The following is a 16,704-nucleotide window of genomic DNA, read 5'->3' on the forward strand; positions in this document are numbered from 1 at the left end:
GAGGTATAAACCCTTATTTTAGTTCTTTAGCGACTTTCTTGGTTTTGATCTTTGTCTCTTTTTCTTCGCCTTTTACGTCATCCTGATCAATCTTCTCAACAGGAGCGGAAGCCTTCTTTTGAAAAACAGCCCCAAAGAAGCCGTCTGTCCCGTGAATATGAGGCCAAAGCTGCCACCAAGGGTTGTCAGGACTACATCCCATGGGGATTTTATCCTTTGGAAACAATGGCTTAAGAACCTCAGCTGCTCGAACAACCTCAAAATTGGGGTGCTTTGCCAAGAAATCTTCTGCAATTTGCTGGTTTTCTTGAGGTAATAAGCTGCATGTGGCGTAAACCAAGCGGCCTCCTGGCTTGAGCAAGCGACTTGCCGAAGCCAATATATTCATTTGCTTTTGATTAAGTTCCAGAACCCCTTCTGGGGTCTGACGCCATTTCAGATCCGGATTACGGCGCAAAGTACCCATACCACTGCAGGGTGCATCCACTAAAACGCGGTCAATCTTGCCGGCCAAGCGCTTGATCTTGGTGTCATTCTCGCTATCAATCCAAACGGGATGGACGTTAGAAAGGCCACTACGAGCTTGACGTGGCTTCAAATTGGCTAAGCGACGCTCTGATGTATCCAGCGCATACAAACGGCCTGTGGAGCGGATGATGGCTCCAATCGCCAAAGTCTTGCCACCAGCACCTGCGCAAAAGTCCACCACCATCTCACCGCGCTTAGGCGCCAGCAAATAAGCCAAGAGCTGACTGCCTTCATCTTGAACCTCAAACATCCCCGCTTTAAAACCAACCGTATTTTGCAAAGCAGGCTTACCCATAATGCGCACACCATCAGGAGCATACGGAGTTGGGATTGCTTGATAGCGACCGCCAAGGGCATTCATCTCAGCAAGCAATTGCTCACGAGTCGTCTTCATGGTGTTGGCACGCAAATCTAAAAGAGCTGGGTGCATGAGTGATTTAGCTAACTCTTCGCGAGATTCTTCACCAGGATATTTTCCAAAAGCTTCCCATAACCATTCTGGCAAATTATTCCGAACTAAAGGATTGAGTGCAGATGGATCCACTATTGCAAAACGTTGCAACCATTCATACTCACCTGTCTTCAGCACATGGGCTAAGTCGGCAATTGCACTCTCAGCTCGATTAGCAGAACCAAGACCACCTTCAGACAGAGCAGACAGCAAACCCAATAGGGCTAAGCGTCTGGCCTGTGATCCCTCACCACTTGAAGCAAATTGTGAAAACTCATTTTTACGACGCAAGATGGCAAAAGCACTCTCAGCAATTAAAGCGCGATCGCGATTACCTAGCTGCGGTTCAGAGCGGAAATACCGACTCACTACACGATCAGCTGGTTGCTCAAAATTCAGTAGCTCTGGCAGCAAGCGCTCCAAATGAATCGCATGTTGTGGCAATGCTTTTGCATTGGAAAAGTTTTTTTGACCTTCGGGCGCAATGATGTTTCCGCTCGCATTACGACGCTCTGGGCGACGCAATGGATCCTTAGATTTAGCGGCATAACTCTTTTGTGGGCCTAGGCGTGATCCAGATCTGGATCCAGACTTTGAGCCAGTACCGGCTCCGCGGGATGAACGTTCTTTACTCATAATTTTATTAATTGCGACTCCGGTGGTTGAACCTGAACTTGATTACCTTCTATTCGCAATCGTCCATCTAGGAACCATTTTACGGCCCGCGGGTAAATCTGATGTTCTGCAGCTAAAACTCGTGCCGCCAAACTATCTGCATCATCGCCCGGAAGCACTGGGACCGAGGCCTGGCAGATGATGGGGCCTTCATCGACACCCTCGGTAACAAAGTGCACACTGGCACCATGTTCGGCTACACCAGCCTCCAAAGCCCGCTCGTGGGTATGCAAACCTGGGAAGGCTGGCAGCAAGGCTGGGTGAATATTGATGAGTCGACCCTCAAAATGGCGGATAAAGCCCGGGGTCAGAATGCGCATAAAACCCGCGAGAACCACTAAATCAGCCCCCAATTCATCGATTTTCGCGATGAGGGCGGCATCAAAGGACTCGCGCGTAGCATGCTCTTTGTGCTCAATAACAAAGGCAGGAATGCCCTGAGAGCGAGCAAAATCAAGGCCCTTAGCCGCAGAGTGATTAGCAATCACCCCCGCAAACGTGACGGGCCACTGCTCATTTTGAGCTGTTTTGACGATAGCCTCGAAATTGGATCCGCGGCCTGAGATTAAGGTGACGATAGATGGCATGCCCACAATATAATTGATGGTTACCCCGAAAGCGACCCTGAAAGCGATTTAGTGAACGTATTCCGTGGCCCCACCCAGTTTTCTGCAGGACCGGCTTGTGCCTTAACCATCGGTAATTTCGATGGCGTGCACAGGGGTCATCGCGCCCTGCTCAAACAACTGAAGGATGGCGCCCAAGAGCGTGGCTTGGTTAGCTGTGTGATGACTTTCGAGCCACACCCTAAGGAATTCTTTTCCCCAGAGCAGGCGCCGCCTCGCATTTTAAATTTACGCGATAAGCTTGCCGCCTTTGCCGACATCGGCATCGATCGTGTAGTGGTGGAACATTTCAACACTGCTTTCGCTCGACTAACTCCAGAAGAGTTCGTTTCTGAAATCATCATCAAACAACTCAATGCCAAATGGATTTTGATTGGGGATGATTTTTGCTATGGCGCAAAGCGCGCGGGCAATTTTGGAAGCCTCAAAGCTGCTGGTGAAAAATATGGTTTCGAAGTTTCCAGCATTCACACCGTGCAAGAAGATGGCGAAAGAATTTCCAGCTCAGCACTTCGCAATGCCTTAGCTAACGGAGACATGGATCAAGCCAGCAAGTTATTAGGACGCCCCTATGGCATTTCTGGTCATGTCATTCACGGACAAAAGCTAGGGCGCACTTTAGGATTCCCCACACTCAATCTCGCTGTTGCCAATCACCTGCATCACCGCAAACCTGCCTGTTCTGGCATATTTACTGCACAAGTAGTAGGCCTTGGAGACAAGCCACTTCCTGCTGTAGCCAGCCTCGGGGTAAGGCCAACAGTCGAAGACGAAGGTCGAGTTCTCTTAGAGACACACATCTTTGATTACAACGCAGATGTTTACGGAAAAATTATTACCGTTGAACTCTTAGAAAAAATCCGTGACGAGGCGAAGTACTCTGACCTCGACACTCTTACCAAAGCGATTGCATCTGATGCAGCGCATGCCAGAAATTATTTCCAGAAAAAAGCTTATGTCTGAAAAAGAAAACTCTTATCCCGTTAATCTTCTAGAGACCTCATTCCCAATGCGGGGAGACCTGCCAAAGCGTGAGCCTCAATGGGTTGCTCAATGGCAGAAAAATATACTCTACGAAAAGATTCGCGCAGCACATGCTAATCAACCAAAATTTATTTTGCATGATGGCCCCCCGTATGCAAATGGCGATATTCATATTGGTCATGCCGTAAATAAGATCCTCAAGGATATGATCGTGAAGTCCCGCTGGTTAATGGGCTTTGACTCTACATACGTGCCAGGCTGGGATTGCCATGGCATGCCGATTGAGATTCAGATTGAAAAAGAGTTTGGCAAAAATCTACCTACTGCTGAAGTTCAATCAAAAGCTCGTGCTTACGCCAAGGTACAGGTAGACAAGCAGAAAAAAGACTTTGAACGTTTGGGTGTATTGGGCGACTGGAATAACCCCTATCTCACCATGAATTATCGCAATGAGGCCGATGAAATTCGTGCACTCGGGAAAATCTGGGAAAAGGGATACGTATTCCGCGGCCTAAAGCCTGTCAACTGGTGCTTTGATTGCGGCTCCGCATTAGCCGAAGCTGAAGTGGAATACCAAGACAAGACTGATCCAACGGTCGACGTTGGTTTTGCTTTTGATGATGCGCAGCGTCCACAATTGGCAAAAGCATTTGGTCTACCTGAGATTCCAGCCAAGCCCGGAATGATTGTGATTTGGACCACAACACCTTGGACCATCCCATCCAATCAAGCGCTGAATGTTCACCCTGAACTCAGCTACGCTTTGGTAGATACCGGCGATAAGTTACTCATCCTGGCAAAAGACCGAGTAGAGACTTGCCTCGAAGATTTTGGCCTTGAAGGTAAAGTGATTGCTACTTGTTTAGGTAGTCAATTAGCAAACATCTCATTCTGGCATCCGCTTGCTCCATTGCACGAGGGATACAAGCGCCTCTCACCAATCTACCCAGCTGAATATGTCACGCTCGATACTGGTACTGGTGTTGTGCACTCTGCACCAGCCTATGGTGAGGAAGACTTTAAGTCTTGCAAAGCAAATAAGTTAGCAGATAAAGATATCTTGAACCCAGTGATGGGTAATGGCGTCTATGCCTCCTGGTTGCCACTCTTTGCCAATGAATATATTTGGAAAGCCAATCCGAAGATTGTCGAAGCCATGCGTGAAGCAGGCAGCCTCTTGCGCGATAAGACTTATACCCACTCTTACATGCATTGCTGGCGTCACAAGTCGCCAATTATTTATCGTGCAACCTCACAGTGGTTTGCAAGCATGGATAAGAGACCATCTGATGGCAAAGCAAGTCTGCGCGAGGCAGCCTTAACTGGCATTGAAAATACTGAGTTCTTCCCGGCCTGGGGTAAGCAGCGCCTAAAGAGCATGATTGCCAACCGTCCAGATTGGACCTTGTCACGTCAACGTCAATGGGGTGTGCCCATGGCCTTCTTTGTGCACAAGGAAAGCGGTGAACCCCATCCTCGTACAGTGGAATTACTCGAAGAGATTGCAAAGCGAGTTGAAAAAGAAGGTATTGAAGCTTGGCAAAAACTTGAGGTGGCTGAACTGCTTGGTGAAGAAGGGGCTCAATATGAGAAGAATCGTGACACCTTGGATGTGTGGTTTGATTCCGGCACTACGCATTGGCACGTCATTCGTGGCTCACACCGTGATGAGCTCTATCGCCCTGAAGCCGAAAGCGCTGATGGTCGTTTAGCTGATTTATATCTTGAAGGTTCAGACCAACACCGCGGTTGGTTCCACTCATCTCTGCTTACTGGCGCAATGCTCGATGGCAAGCCGCCGTACAAAGCACTGCTGACGCATGGCTTTACCGTCGATGGACAAGGCCGCAAGATGAGCAAGTCTGTGGGTAACGTCATTGCACCTCAACAGGTTGCCGACAAGCTGGGTGCAGAGATTATTCGCTTGTGGGTAGCGTCTACCGATTATTCCGGTGAGATGACCATTTCCGATGAGATTCTGAAACGGGTAGTGGAAAGCTATCGTCGTATTCGCAATACTTTGCGTTTCTTGCTGGCCAACCTCTCCGACTTTGATCCATCAAAGCACAGCATGCCTGCAAGCGAGTGGCTTGAGATTGATCGCTATGCTGTTGCTCTCGCCAATCAATTACAAAATGAAGTTCAGGCTCACTACAAGGCTTATGAGTTCCAGCCTGCTGTAGCTCGCATGCTAACTTTCTGTTCGGAAGATTTGGGTGGCTTCTACTTAGATATTCTGAAAGACCGCCTCTATACCAGTGCTCCAGACTCTAAAGAGCGTCGTGCCGCACAAAATGCACTGTTTCACATCACTCGCAATCTACTTAAATGGCTAGCGCCGTTCCTCTCCTTTACCGCAGAAGAAGCCTGGACATCGCTCCCCCATGCGGCTAATGAAAAACTCAGTGAATCCATCTTCATGGAAGAGTTTGGCACCTTCCCAAAAATCAACCATGCAACAGAGCTACTTGCAAAGTGGGGACGCATTCGCGAAATTCGCTCCGAGGTAACTAAAGCTATTGAGATTGAACGTGAGGCTGGCAACGTAGGCTCATCCCTGCAAGCAGAGCTGACCATTAAAGTGGGTGATGTCGATTTTGCGATTTTGCATTCTCTTGAAGATGACTTGCGCTTCGTCACCATTACCTCCAGTGCCAATATTGAATTGAGTAATGGCGGTCTAGAAGTCCTTGTGCGAGGCAGCCAATATAAGAAGTGTGGCCGTTGTTGGCATCACACTGCCGATGTTGACGCTAATGCTGAACATCCAGAGTTATGCGGCCGCTGCATCAGCAATCTTTTTGGGGGTGGTGAAGCACGTTTGTTTGCATAAACAATCAGCATTCATACCACTACATCATGAGCGCAAACCTATCATTTCTTCGTTATCTAGCAATTGCAATCATTACGCTATTGCTAGACCAACTGAGTAAATGGTCTGCCTTAAGCAATCTTCAATTAGGCGTACCGGAACCGGTCCTGCCATTTATGAGCTGGTTGCTGCTATTTAACCCAGGAGCTGCGTTTTCTTTTTTAGCGCAGAGCTCGGGGTGGCAGCGCTGGTTCTTTACGGTCTTAGGCTTATTAGCCTCAGCTTATATCCTTTGGTTGCTACACAAGAGTCTGGCCGACAAAATGCTCTGCTGGGCTCTCAGTCTCATTCTAGGGGGCGCTCTAGGGAACGTCTTGGATCGCATCATGTATGGTGCTGTAGTAGATTTTATTGACCTACATTACGCCAATTGGCATTGGCCCGCATTCAATATTGCCGATAGCGCCATTTGTGTTGGTGCTGGCCTCATTATTTGGGGCGAGCTTCGCAAGTCATTTGGCAAAACGCCTCAATCCTATTAAGCTGGCCCCATGCAATCACTTTTAAATAAGAAAATCGTTCTCGGCATTTCTGGTGGCATTGCGGCCTACAAGTCGGCTGAGCTAGCACGTCAGTTAATACAAGAAGGTGCCAGCGTTCAAGTGGTGATGACCCAAGCTGCTCAACAATTTGTGACACCAGTCACCATGCAAGCGCTCACAGGCAATCCGGTTTACACCAGCCAATGGGATAGCAGCATTGCCAATAATATGGCTCATATTGAACTATCTAGAGCTGCAGATGCGATTTTGATTGCGCCAGCAAGTGCAGATCTGATGGCTAAACTATCTCTTGGCCTGGCTGATGATTTACTCACCACACTTTGCCTGGCAAGGGATTGCCCCTTATTGCTTGCTCCCGCCATGAATAAACAAATGTGGGAGCATGCCGCAACCCAAAGAAGTGCTGAACGACTGATTAAAGACAATGTCACCCTACTCGGCCCTGCAAGTGGCTTTCAGGCGTGTGGCGAAGTGGGTTTTGGTCGCATGCTCGAACCCGCAGAAATTACCGAGCAATTAATTGCCTTCTTTCAGAAGAAACCGTTGGTAGGTAAGAGAGTTTTAATTACTGCGGGACCTACCTTTGAAGCAATCGATCCTGTTCGCGGTATTACCAATCGCAGCTCTGGCAAGATGGGGTTTGCAATCGCTCGCGCCGCTGTAGAGGCTGGTGCAGAAGTTCACCTGATAGCTGGCCCTTGCGAGTTAGATACACCACTGGCTGCCACTGGCAAAATTACGCGCACTAATGTAGTTAGCGCCAGAGAAATGCACGCAGCCACCATGCAATCTACAGACTGCGATATTTTCCTTGCGGTATCTGCTGTTGCCGATTGGGGTATTGCAAAACCCGCCAAAGAGAAGATAAAGCGTCAAGGCAAGCAGGCTCCAAACCTTGAATTTATTGCTAATCCAGACATTCTGGCGGATATTGCAAAGACAGTAAAAACAAAAGGTGGCAAGCCCCACCCTTATTGCGTTGGCTTTGCTGCAGAATCCACAGACCTTCTGAAGCATGCGCAAGAAAAACTGCAGCGCAAAGGTATTCCGATGATCGTAGGCAATATTGGCCCCGATACTTTTGGCAGCGATCTCAATGAATTACTCATTGTAGAAAAAAATACTAGTAAGAAAATTGCCAAGGCTGACAAGCTTCAGCTAGCACGCCAACTCATTGCACTAGTTGCTAAGAAAATTTAATCCCCCAAACCAATACCCTGCTTTAGGAAATTGTATGCAAGAACTTCAAGTCAAAATTCTCGATGAACGTATGCGAGACCAGTTGCCAAGCTATGGCACACCAGGCAGCGCCGGTTTGGATCTGCGCGCCTGCATTGATGAAGCCATTGAAATCGCTCCAGGACAAACCGTTCTCATCCCAACAGGTTTAGCGATTTATGTAGAAGATCCACGCTATGCAGCGTTCATCCTACCACGTTCTGGTTTGGGCCATAAACATGGCATCGTACTGGGGAACCTCGTGGGACTGATTGATTCAGACTACCAAGGCCAACTCATGGTGAGCACCTGGAATCGCGGATCTACAACATTCAAGCTCGAGCCTATGGAGCGCCTGGCTCAGTTAGTAGTGATGCCAGTGCAACAAGTTCAACTCAAAGTAGTTGAAGAGTTCACTGAGAGTAGTCGTGGTGCGGGTGGTTTTGGGAGCACTGGAAGAGCGTAGTTACCTACTCAATACGGGATGTATTCGCGCATCACGAGTGTCAATGATTGTTTTGAATCCAGATATGGGATCAATAGTTTCTGTATAGCTAGCGCCTAAGTTTGAGATTACAGCAAACTGCTGAGGTATATCAAATGCGAGCGCTTCCGCTTTTTTCCGCAATTCATCCTCCTGCTCACGAAGCTTAATGCAGCTGGGTGCAGCTGCAGAATATTTACTGGTGCATTTAATTGCTAAGGCATCTTCATACATACCAACCTGATCAAATGATCTTGCCGCCTCAAAAGTCATGCACTCTGCTGCCTCCCAGGATGAGCCAGCACTAAAACCAAACAAGACTGCAGAGCCCCCAATAGATGTGGACCCCATACAGGGAGCAGTGGGATGATTTGCCGGAGAAAATGCTGTAGCTACAGGAATCTTAGGGGCTGCATAGGAGGTTGAAATGGTGGTGTTTCCTGAAATATTTCCTTGCGAGCTGGAGGCGCCTGTAGAGGTATTGCCTACTGATCCACCGAGCGATGTTGAGCTTGATGATCCAGTAGTAAGGTCTCCAACACTTGAACTCGACGGGCCAGCTATGACGTCACCGACAGTGGAAACAGAATTACTGAGAGGGCTACTGGTAATAGCACCACCTGTAGTAGTCGCTGATGTGTCGATATTAATTTGAGCATGGGGCATGCTACATACAAGCGCAATTAAACTTGCCGTTGCAAGTTTTTTAAACATATAAAAAATTTTCTGAGAAGAATGAGGCCTACTCTAATTCGCTAGAGAGGATGACTGTTACGTGAGGTTGAGAAGCCCAAGGCTGTAACAGTTATAAGCCTTCGGATACCTTAAAGATACTCTTTAAGCGCAACAATAGATATAACTCATTGGCAAAGCCTATCTCAGCGCTTGAATGAGAGTTTATTTACAGGGTGAAGACTGATATTCAGCGGTGTGCCGCCACATTAAATACAAAAACCACCCGAAGGTGGCTTTTGAGTAACTAAGAGTTAAGGATAAAGTAAGTTAAATTTCTTCAACTGGCGCTACATCCGCCTTAGGCCGCTTACCCGGAATCACGGGGGCATCAAACTGAAGTTGAACTTTGCCATCAGCATCAATGTCAACGTCCACATGACCGCCCTGCGCCAATTTACCGAATAGCAATTCATCAGCCAAGGCTTTGCGAACTGTATCTTGAATAATGCGTTGCATTGGTCTTGCACCCATAAGTGGGTCAAAACCATGCTTAGCCAGATGCGCGCGCAATGCCGGACTAAAGCTTGCATCCACTTTCTTCTCATGCAATTGCTCTTCTAACTGCATTAAGAACTTATCAACAACTCGCATGATGATAGTTTCATCAAGCGCCTTGAAGGAAACAATCGCATCTAGACGGTTACGGAACTCTGGTGTGAAGAACTTCTTGATATCCGCCATCTCATCACCAGACTCACGTGCATTGGTAAAGCCAATGGTGGACTTCTGCATGGCTTCGGCACCAGCATTAGTGGTCATAATGATGATGACATTACGGAAGTCGGTCTTACGGCCGTTGTTATCCGTGAGGGTGCCATGATCCATTACCTGCAAGAGAATATTGAAAATGTCTGGATGAGCCTTTTCGATTTCATCAAGCAAGAGTACGCAATGTGGCTTTTTATTTACGGCCTCAGTCAGCAAGCCGCCTTGATCAAAGCCAACATATCCAGGTGGCGCGCCAATCAAGCGGCTGACAGCATGACGCTCCATATACTCCGACATATCAAAACGCAAAAGCTCAATCCCGAGTATGTAGGCAAGCTGCTTAGCAACTTCAGTCTTACCAACACCAGTTGGACCAGAGAACAAGAATGATCCAATTGGCCTATCGATCTTGCCAAGACCAGCGCGAGTCATCTTAATAGCACTCGCCAACGCCTCAATTGCAGGATCTTGACCAAACACCACGCTCTTAATATCGCGATCCAGTGTTTGCAACTTGCTACGATCATCCACAGTTACAGACTGTGGCGGTATGCGAGCAATCTTCGCAACGATCTCTTCAATCTCTGGACGGCCAATGGTTTTCTTCTGCTTAGACTTTGGCAAAATGCGCTGCGCTGCGCCTGCTTCATCAATTACATCAATTGCCTTGTCTGGCAAATGACGATCATTGATATAGCGTGAAGATAGCTCAGCAGCAGCCACTAAAGCAGCGGAAGCATATTTAACACCATGATGCTCTTCAAAACGAGATTTAAGGCCACGCAGAATTTGCACAGTCTGATCGACGGTTGGCTCAACCACATCCACTTTTTGGAATCGACGTGATAGCGCTGCATCTTTTTCAAAAATGCCGCGGTATTCAGTAAAGGTAGTTGCGCCGATACACTTCAGCTGGCCATTTGATAAAGCAGGCTTTAATAAATTGCTCGCATCTAATGTACCGCCTGAGGCCGCACCAGCACCAATCAGAGTATGAATCTCATCGATAAATAAAACGCCATGCGGGCTGTCTTTTAAGGACTTGAGAACACTCTTCAAGCGTTGCTCAAAATCACCGCGGTATTTAGTACCCGCCAAGAGCGCGCCCATATCCAATGAATAGACTGTGGCATCAGCCAGGATTTCAGGCACATCGCCCTTCACAATTCTCCAGGCAAGGCCTTCAGCAATCGCAGTCTTACCCACACCAGCCTCACCCACCAAGAGCGGATTATTTTTACGACGACGGCAAAGCACCTGAATCACACGCTCAACTTCGCTCTCACGGCCAATGAGTGGATCAATCTTGCCCTGTTTAGCCATGACATTCAGGTTCTGAGTGTATTGCTCCAATGGACTCTCTTTACCGCCAGAGGATGCGTCTTCAGTCTCTTGAGTAGATTCAGCAGGCTTCACTTGCTCAGTTTGATCCTTGCGTACACCGTGGCTAATAAAGTTCACGACATCCAAACGAGTCACGCCTTGTTGCTGCAAGAAATAAACCGCGTGCGAATCTTTTTCACCAAAGATGGCAACCAGTACGTTCGCACCAGTCACTTCTTTTTTGCCGCTTGATGTGGATTGCACATGCATGATGGCGCGCTGAATTACGCGCTGAAAACCTAAGGTTGGCTGCGTATCAACTTCATCGTTACCAGGTACAACTGGTGTGTTGTCATTAATAAAGTTTTTGAGTTGCGCACGCAGCTCAGCAATATTGACAGCACAGGCTTTTAAAACCTCGACTGCCGTAGCGTTATCTAACAAAGCGGCAAGCAAATGCTCAACCGTAATAAATTCATGTCTTGAAGCTCGCGCATCAACAAATGCCATGTGCAAACTGACTTCTAGTTCCTGGGCAATCATGCTTCCTCCATAGTGCACTGTAGTGGGTGACCCGCTTCGCGGGAGAGCTCGATAACTTGATGCACTTTTGTTGCCGCAACATCACGTGTAAATACACCGCAAATGCCTTTGCCAACTAAATGAACCTGCAACATGATCCGTGTAGCTGTTTCATGATCTTTATTAAAATACTCCTGAATAACCATCACCACAAATTCCATTGGTGTGTAATCGTCATTCAATAGTAAAACTTTATACATCGAAGGCGCCTTTAATTTCTCGGCCTGCTTTTCGAGAAGAATGGTGTCTTCAATGTGAGGGTTATTTGGATTGCCAACCGTGGGATTTTTCGTTGTACGACTCATGAGAAACATTCTAAACACAGATGTAAAAATTTGGATTTGAGGGCTTTGTTGCAAAAAACCATCAAGAAAGGCCTCCTAACCCCATATTGGGGCATTTTTCGATAAAAAAAGGGGTCTTTAGCAGTAACTATCTTTACCCAACCCCTTGACACCCCACCATAAAGGGCAAACAATCAGGGGGTAGGCTTTATTTGGAGTCCTATTTAGGCGTGTTGTAGAGCGAGACTGATTAAAAAGTATTCACCCTCATCACGGTTGTTTTAAGTTTATGTAATGGAGTTCGCATGGCGACCGGAATTGTTAAGTGGTTCAATGATGCAAAAGGTTTTGGCTTTATCAAACCTGATGATGGTGAAGAAGAGTTGTTTGCGCATTTCAGCGCAATCACAATGCCTGGGTTCAAAACCCTCAAGGAAAACCAAAAGGTAACGTTTGACATTACCCAAGGCCCTAAAGGCAAACAAGCTACTAATATCCAAGCAGCTTAATCTGCTTTAGATCATTATTAAAAACCCAGGACTTGTTCCTGGGTTTTTTTTCGCCTGAATTTTCTTTCCCTGCTTGTACCCTGACTTAGAATTACCCTCACACCAACGGATCACTCAGAACACCATGCTCCAATCCAAAATCAAAAAAATTCTTACCCTACTAATCACCGCTTCCAGCTTCTTTTCTGCTGTTAGCTTCGCGCAGGTCAATACTGGTCTGCCAATCGTTGAGCTTAAGGCTGGTATCTATCGCATTCAGGCGGAGTTAGCCGACACCCCTAAAGCACGTGAAGTCGGACTCATGAATCGCACCAACATGCCTACTAACTCAGGCATGTTGTTTATCTTTGAGCAAAAAGCAGGGCATTGCTTCTGGATGAGCAACACCAAGATCCCACTATCCATCGCCTTCATTGCTGATGATGGCAAGATTGTGAATATCGAAGAGATGCAAGCGCAGACAACTAACAATCACTGCCCTCAAGCTCCAATTCGCTATGCTCTAGAGATGAATAAACAGTGGTTCTCTGAAAGAGTGATCGTGCCAGGTACCGTTATTCAAGGCTTGCCCAAGAGATAAGGTCATTCAGTCGGGGTTAGCAATAAAAAACGCAGACCGAGGCCTGCGTTTTCTTTTGGATGCAAGAGGAATGCTTCTCTTGTTTGCTCGCCTACTTATTCAAAGTGGCAAACATAGTGCACTGGTGACTCGGCACGGATAATGAAATAACCACCCTTTTCCACTTCCCAGCTTTGACCAGCCTTGAATTCGACTTCAGGAGCGCCGTTGATGCTGACAAATGCATTTCCATCGACTACTTCCATGACTTCTTTAGTGCTCAGATCAAAACGTAAAGTACTTGGTAACACTACGCCGACAGACTTACGAACGCCATTAGGCAAAGTCACAGTGTGAGATACGCACTTACCATCAAAAAATACATTGGCTTTCTTGCCTACAGAAACTTGATCAAATTGCATCTTTATTCTTTCTAATCTGAATTTACTAGTTAGTTATTTATCGAAATTATTTAGCACGCTTACGTCTTGCAGTTTCAGCAATTCGCATGCGCAAAGCATTGAGCTTGATGAATCCACCAGCATCAGCTTGGTTGTATGCACCACCGTCATCATCAAAGGTGGCGATAGTTTGATCAAACAGGGTGTTCGCTGAATCACGTGAGATCACAGAAACAGACCCCTTATACAGCTTCAAACGCACAACGCCATTAACCATCTGCTGCGTATGATCGATCAATGTTTGCAGAGCCAGACGCTCTGGCGCCCACCATAAACCGTTGTAGATCAAGCTGGCGTAACGTGGCATCAAATCATCTTTGAGGTGGGCTACTTCACGATCCAAAGTAATGCTCTCAATACCGCGGTGCGCTTTCAACAAAATAGTGCCGCCAGGAGTTTCATAGCAGCCGCGGCTCTTCATACCTACAAAGCGGTTCTCAACCAAGTCAAGTCGACCAATGCCATGCATGCCACCGATGCGATTGAGCTCAGCCAACAACTCATGGGGCTTATATGCCTTGCCATTGATGGCTACTGGATCACCAGCACGGAATTCAATTTCAATGATTTCTGGGGTATCTGGAGCCTTCTCAGGAGAGACCGTCCAGCGCCACATGGATTCTTCTGCTTCAGCATTTGGGTTCTCGAGATGACGGCCCTCGTAACTAATGTGCAATAAGTTGGCATCCATAGAATATGGGGAACCACCTTGCTTGTGCTTCATCTCAACTGGAATACCATGCTTTTCTGCATAAGCCATCAATTTTTCACGAGAAAGCAGATCCCACTCACGCCAAGGAGCAATGACTTTGATTCCTGGCTCAAGTGCGTAGTAACCCAGCTCAAAACGAACTTGGTCATTGCCTTTTCCAGTGGCACCATGCGATACAGAATCAGCACCAGTTTGGCGAGCAATTTCAATTTGACGCTTAGCGATTAATGGACGCGCGATGGAAGTACCTAAAAGATATTCACCTTCGTAAATCGTATTAGCGCGGAACATCGGGAATACAAAGTCACGCACAAACTCTTCGCGCAAATCATCGATAAAAATATTTTCTGGCTTGATACCAAACTGCAGCGCTTTAGCGCGCGCTGGCTCAAGCTCCTCACCCTGACCTAAATCGGCCGTGAAAGTAACGATCTCGCATTGATAAGTATCTTGAAGCCATTTCAAGATCACGCTAGTGTCAAGACCGCCGGAATACGCTAGAACTACTTTTTTAATATCAGACATGATTTCTTTTCAATTAAAAATGAACTAATAACCAACCAAAATAAATTGCTTCAAAAAATTAATCCAAACGGCCGCAGAGTAAATACTCCATCAAGGCCTTTTGAACATGCAGACGATTTTCAGCTTCTTCCCAAACAATACTTTGAGGGCCATCAATCACTTCCGCCGAAACCTCTTCACCACGATGGGCAGGCAGACAATGCATGAACAAGGCATCTGGCTTTGCCAAAGACATTAATTCTTCATCCACCATCCAGTCCTTAAAAGCGCTCATGCGTGAGGTGTTCTCATCCTCATAACCCATGCTGGTCCATACATCGGTAGTCACCAAGTCAGCATCCTTGCAGGCATCTTTTGGATCAGCACAAACAGTAAGGTGTTGCTTCGCTTTAGCAGTCAATCTAGACTCATCAAGCTGATAGCCGCCTGGCGCAGAGAAACGAATTTGGAAATCTAAACACTCAGCTGCCTGTATCCAGGTATAGGCCATATTGTTAGCATCACCCACCCAAGCTACAGTTTTGCCTTGGATCGGGCCACGAGCCTCAACGAAAGTAAAGATATCGGCTAATACTTGGCAAGGATGGTATTCATTAGTAAGGCCATTGATCACCGGCACACGAGAATTCGCAGCAAAGCGCTCAATAATCTCTTGGCCGAAAGTGCGGATCATGATGATATCGGTCATCCTAGAAATGACCTGCGCAGCGTCCTCTACAGGCTCGCCACGACCCAACTGGGTATCTCTGGTGTTCAGGTATACCGCATGCCCGCCAAGCTGGTGTATGCCAGCCTCAAAAGAAAGACGAGTACGAGTCGAATGCTTCTCAAAGATCATCGCTAGAGTGCGATCGTGCAGGGGATGCCAAGTCTCGTAACTTTTGAACTTAGTCTTGAGCCAAGCAGAACGCTTGAGGAGATAGTCATACTCTTCGCGTGTCAGGTCAGCAAACTGCAAGTAATGCTTAACCTGGCCAGGCACTTGAGGCTTTGCCAAAGATGTCATTGTTGAGCTTTCTACTAGAGTTTTAGCTTGCATTTTTTGTTTGGAGCACCGAACTGCACGAAAATAGTTCCTAAAGTCATCTTAAGGCCTTCGCAGACTGTTAAGCTAGAGGGCTGAGTAACACTGATTCCTTACAACGATTTCTACGCCAACTTGAACCACAAAAAGCTTTTTATTCAAGGCATTACAACTTCTGGCAAACCTTTTCGTCCCAGCGACTGGGCCGAACGTCTTTGCGGAGTGATGGCCACTTTTCGCCCACCAGGCGATGCTGGTGACCCCCGCTTCACTTACTCACCTTATGTCAGGCCAGTGGTTATTGCAAAAGTGAAATGCGTTGTTATTGATACCAGACTGAGAGACCTTGATCCGAGAGCGCTCGACTTTGTCATGAACTTTGCCAAAGACAACAGCCTACCAATCGAAGAGGCCTGTGAATTCGAACCGAATTCACAATCCCAGTCCTAAAAACAAAAACCCGCTCTGATAAGGAGCGGGCTTAGACCCCGATTACTCTAGAGTCTGCCTAAAACTATAAAAGTCTTACGCTGCCATTGCCTTGATAGCTGCAGACAAACGTGACTTCTGACGTGATGCAGTATTTTTGTGAGCAATCTTTTTATCAGCAATCTTGTCGATTGTTGATTGAGTTGCTGCGAACACTTTAGCTGCAGCAGCCTTGTCGCCAGTTTCAATTGCTTTGCGAACTGCCTTGATTGAAGTGCGAAGCTTTGAACGCAAACTGGAGTTGTGCTCATTCTGTTTTACTGCCTGCCGTGCGCGTTTACGCGCTTGTGCGGTATTGGCCATCTTTAAACCTTGCTATATAAAAATTACAAAATACGATTAACTGAAAATCTGCGTGGGTTCGCCAAATTTGTAAGCTGACTCACCAAAACCCAAGATTTTACATTAAAGGACTAAAAAAGCCCAGTCGCTTGATAAATAGGGGAAAATTA

At 47.0% G+C, this 16,704-nt stretch carries 17 protein-coding genes; 8 read left to right on the forward strand and 9 right to left on the reverse strand.

Going from position 1 to position 16,704, the window contains the following annotated elements; genetic code table 11:
* Window positions 1–13 precede the first annotated feature (13 nt).
* Window positions 14–1,615 carry an RsmB/NOP family class I SAM-dependent RNA methyltransferase gene (locus tag A2X74_RS01975; RefSeq protein WP_293628562.1) on the reverse strand — a complete coding sequence of 534 codons (1,602 nt, stop codon included), beginning with the start codon at window positions 1,613–1,615 and terminating at the stop codon, window positions 14–16.
* Window positions 1,612–2,241, reverse strand: coding sequence for a phosphoribosylglycinamide formyltransferase (gene purN / locus A2X74_RS01980; protein ID WP_293628561.1), 630 nt, complete (start codon window positions 2,239–2,241; stop codon window positions 1,612–1,614). Before purN ends, A2X74_RS01975 begins: the two co-directional genes overlap by 4 nt.
* Window positions 2,242–2,292: 51 nt before the next feature.
* On the opposite strand from purN, the gene A2X74_RS01985 reads away from it, so the two are divergent.
* Genes A2X74_RS01985 through dut form a run of 5 tightly spaced genes read left to right on the forward strand, consistent with a single transcriptional unit; the run spans window position 2,293 to window position 8,323 of the window.
* A complete protein-coding gene (locus A2X74_RS01985) occupies window positions 2,293–3,243 on the forward strand; it encodes a bifunctional riboflavin kinase/FAD synthetase (protein ID WP_293628560.1) in 951 nt (316 codons plus the stop codon).
* Window positions 3,236–6,097 (forward strand): isoleucine--tRNA ligase, encoded by a 2,862-nt coding sequence (ileS, locus tag A2X74_RS01990; RefSeq protein WP_293628559.1) that lies wholly within the window; start codon window positions 3,236–3,238, stop codon window positions 6,095–6,097. Before A2X74_RS01985 ends, ileS begins: the two co-directional genes overlap by 8 nt.
* 26 nt (window positions 6,098–6,123) lie before the next feature.
* Window positions 6,124–6,618 carry a signal peptidase II gene (lspA, locus tag A2X74_RS01995; RefSeq protein ID WP_293628558.1) on the forward strand — a complete coding sequence of 165 codons (495 nt, stop codon included), beginning with the start codon at window positions 6,124–6,126 and terminating at the stop codon, window positions 6,616–6,618.
* 9 nt (window positions 6,619–6,627) lie between these two features.
* Window positions 6,628–7,839: a bifunctional phosphopantothenoylcysteine decarboxylase/phosphopantothenate--cysteine ligase CoaBC gene (gene coaBC, locus A2X74_RS02000; protein ID WP_293628557.1), complete on the forward strand. Its 1,212-nt coding sequence runs from the start codon at window positions 6,628–6,630 to the stop codon at window positions 7,837–7,839.
* Between the two features lie 34 nt (window positions 7,840–7,873).
* Entirely contained in the window at window positions 7,874–8,323 is a 450-nt protein-coding gene (dut, locus tag A2X74_RS02005; RefSeq protein ID WP_293628556.1) for a dUTP diphosphatase, read from the forward strand.
* On the opposite strand, the gene A2X74_RS02010 is transcribed toward dut, so the two are convergent.
* The 3 genes from A2X74_RS02010 to clpS form a co-directional block, all read right to left on the reverse strand.
* Window positions 8,324–9,055: a hypothetical protein gene (locus tag A2X74_RS02010; RefSeq protein WP_293628555.1), complete on the reverse strand. Its 732-nt coding sequence runs from the start codon at window positions 9,053–9,055 to the stop codon at window positions 8,324–8,326.
* A 288-nt stretch (window positions 9,056–9,343) separates the two neighbouring features.
* Window positions 9,344–11,650, reverse strand: a complete 2,307-nt coding sequence (gene clpA, locus A2X74_RS02015; RefSeq protein WP_293628554.1) for an ATP-dependent Clp protease ATP-binding subunit ClpA — start codon at window positions 11,648–11,650, stop codon at window positions 9,344–9,346.
* Entirely contained in the window at window positions 11,647–12,003 is a 357-nt protein-coding gene (gene clpS / locus A2X74_RS02020) for an ATP-dependent Clp protease adapter ClpS (RefSeq protein ID WP_062310600.1), read from the reverse strand. Before clpS ends, clpA begins: the two co-directional genes overlap by 4 nt.
* Window positions 12,004–12,278: 275 nt before the next feature.
* Here clpS and A2X74_RS02025 point away from each other — a divergent pair, with 275 nt between their 5' ends.
* Window positions 12,279–12,482 (forward strand): cold-shock protein, encoded by a 204-nt coding sequence (locus A2X74_RS02025; protein WP_011903586.1) that lies wholly within the window; start codon window positions 12,279–12,281, stop codon window positions 12,480–12,482.
* Window positions 12,483–12,606: 124 nt separating this feature from the next.
* Window positions 12,607–13,062: a DUF192 domain-containing protein gene (locus A2X74_RS02030; protein WP_293628553.1), complete on the forward strand. Its 456-nt coding sequence runs from the start codon at window positions 12,607–12,609 to the stop codon at window positions 13,060–13,062.
* Between the two features lie 95 nt (window positions 13,063–13,157).
* Here the strand turns inward: A2X74_RS02030 and A2X74_RS02035 are convergent, their stop codons facing one another.
* The 3 genes from A2X74_RS02035 to argF are packed head-to-tail and all read right to left on the reverse strand — an operon-like array spanning window position 13,158 to window position 15,745.
* Window positions 13,158–13,463, reverse strand: a complete 306-nt coding sequence (locus A2X74_RS02035) for a pyrimidine/purine nucleoside phosphorylase (protein WP_215308360.1) — start codon at window positions 13,461–13,463, stop codon at window positions 13,158–13,160.
* Window positions 13,464–13,509: 46 nt separating this feature from the next.
* Window positions 13,510–14,739 carry an argininosuccinate synthase gene (locus tag A2X74_RS02040; protein WP_114653916.1) on the reverse strand — a complete coding sequence of 410 codons (1,230 nt, stop codon included), beginning with the start codon at window positions 14,737–14,739 and terminating at the stop codon, window positions 13,510–13,512.
* 58 nt (window positions 14,740–14,797) lie between these two features.
* Window positions 14,798–15,745 (reverse strand): ornithine carbamoyltransferase, encoded by a 948-nt coding sequence (gene argF, locus A2X74_RS02045; protein ID WP_293628545.1) that lies wholly within the window; start codon window positions 15,743–15,745, stop codon window positions 14,798–14,800.
* A 153-nt stretch (window positions 15,746–15,898) separates the two neighbouring features.
* Between argF and A2X74_RS02050 the strand changes: the two genes are divergently transcribed.
* Window positions 15,899–16,213, forward strand: a complete 315-nt coding sequence (locus A2X74_RS02050) for a DUF3579 domain-containing protein (protein WP_114691861.1) — start codon at window positions 15,899–15,901, stop codon at window positions 16,211–16,213.
* A gap of 75 nt (window positions 16,214–16,288) precedes the next feature.
* On the opposite strand, the gene rpsT is transcribed toward A2X74_RS02050, so the two are convergent.
* Window positions 16,289–16,555, reverse strand: a complete 267-nt coding sequence (gene rpsT, locus A2X74_RS02055) for a 30S ribosomal protein S20 (protein ID WP_015421893.1) — start codon at window positions 16,553–16,555, stop codon at window positions 16,289–16,291.
* Between the last annotated feature and the right edge of the window lie 149 nt (window positions 16,556–16,704).

Origin of the sequence: Polynucleobacter sp. GWA2_45_21, from assembly GCF_001830325.1 — a bacterium.
Lineage (GTDB): Bacteria > Pseudomonadota > Gammaproteobacteria > Burkholderiales > Burkholderiaceae > Polynucleobacter.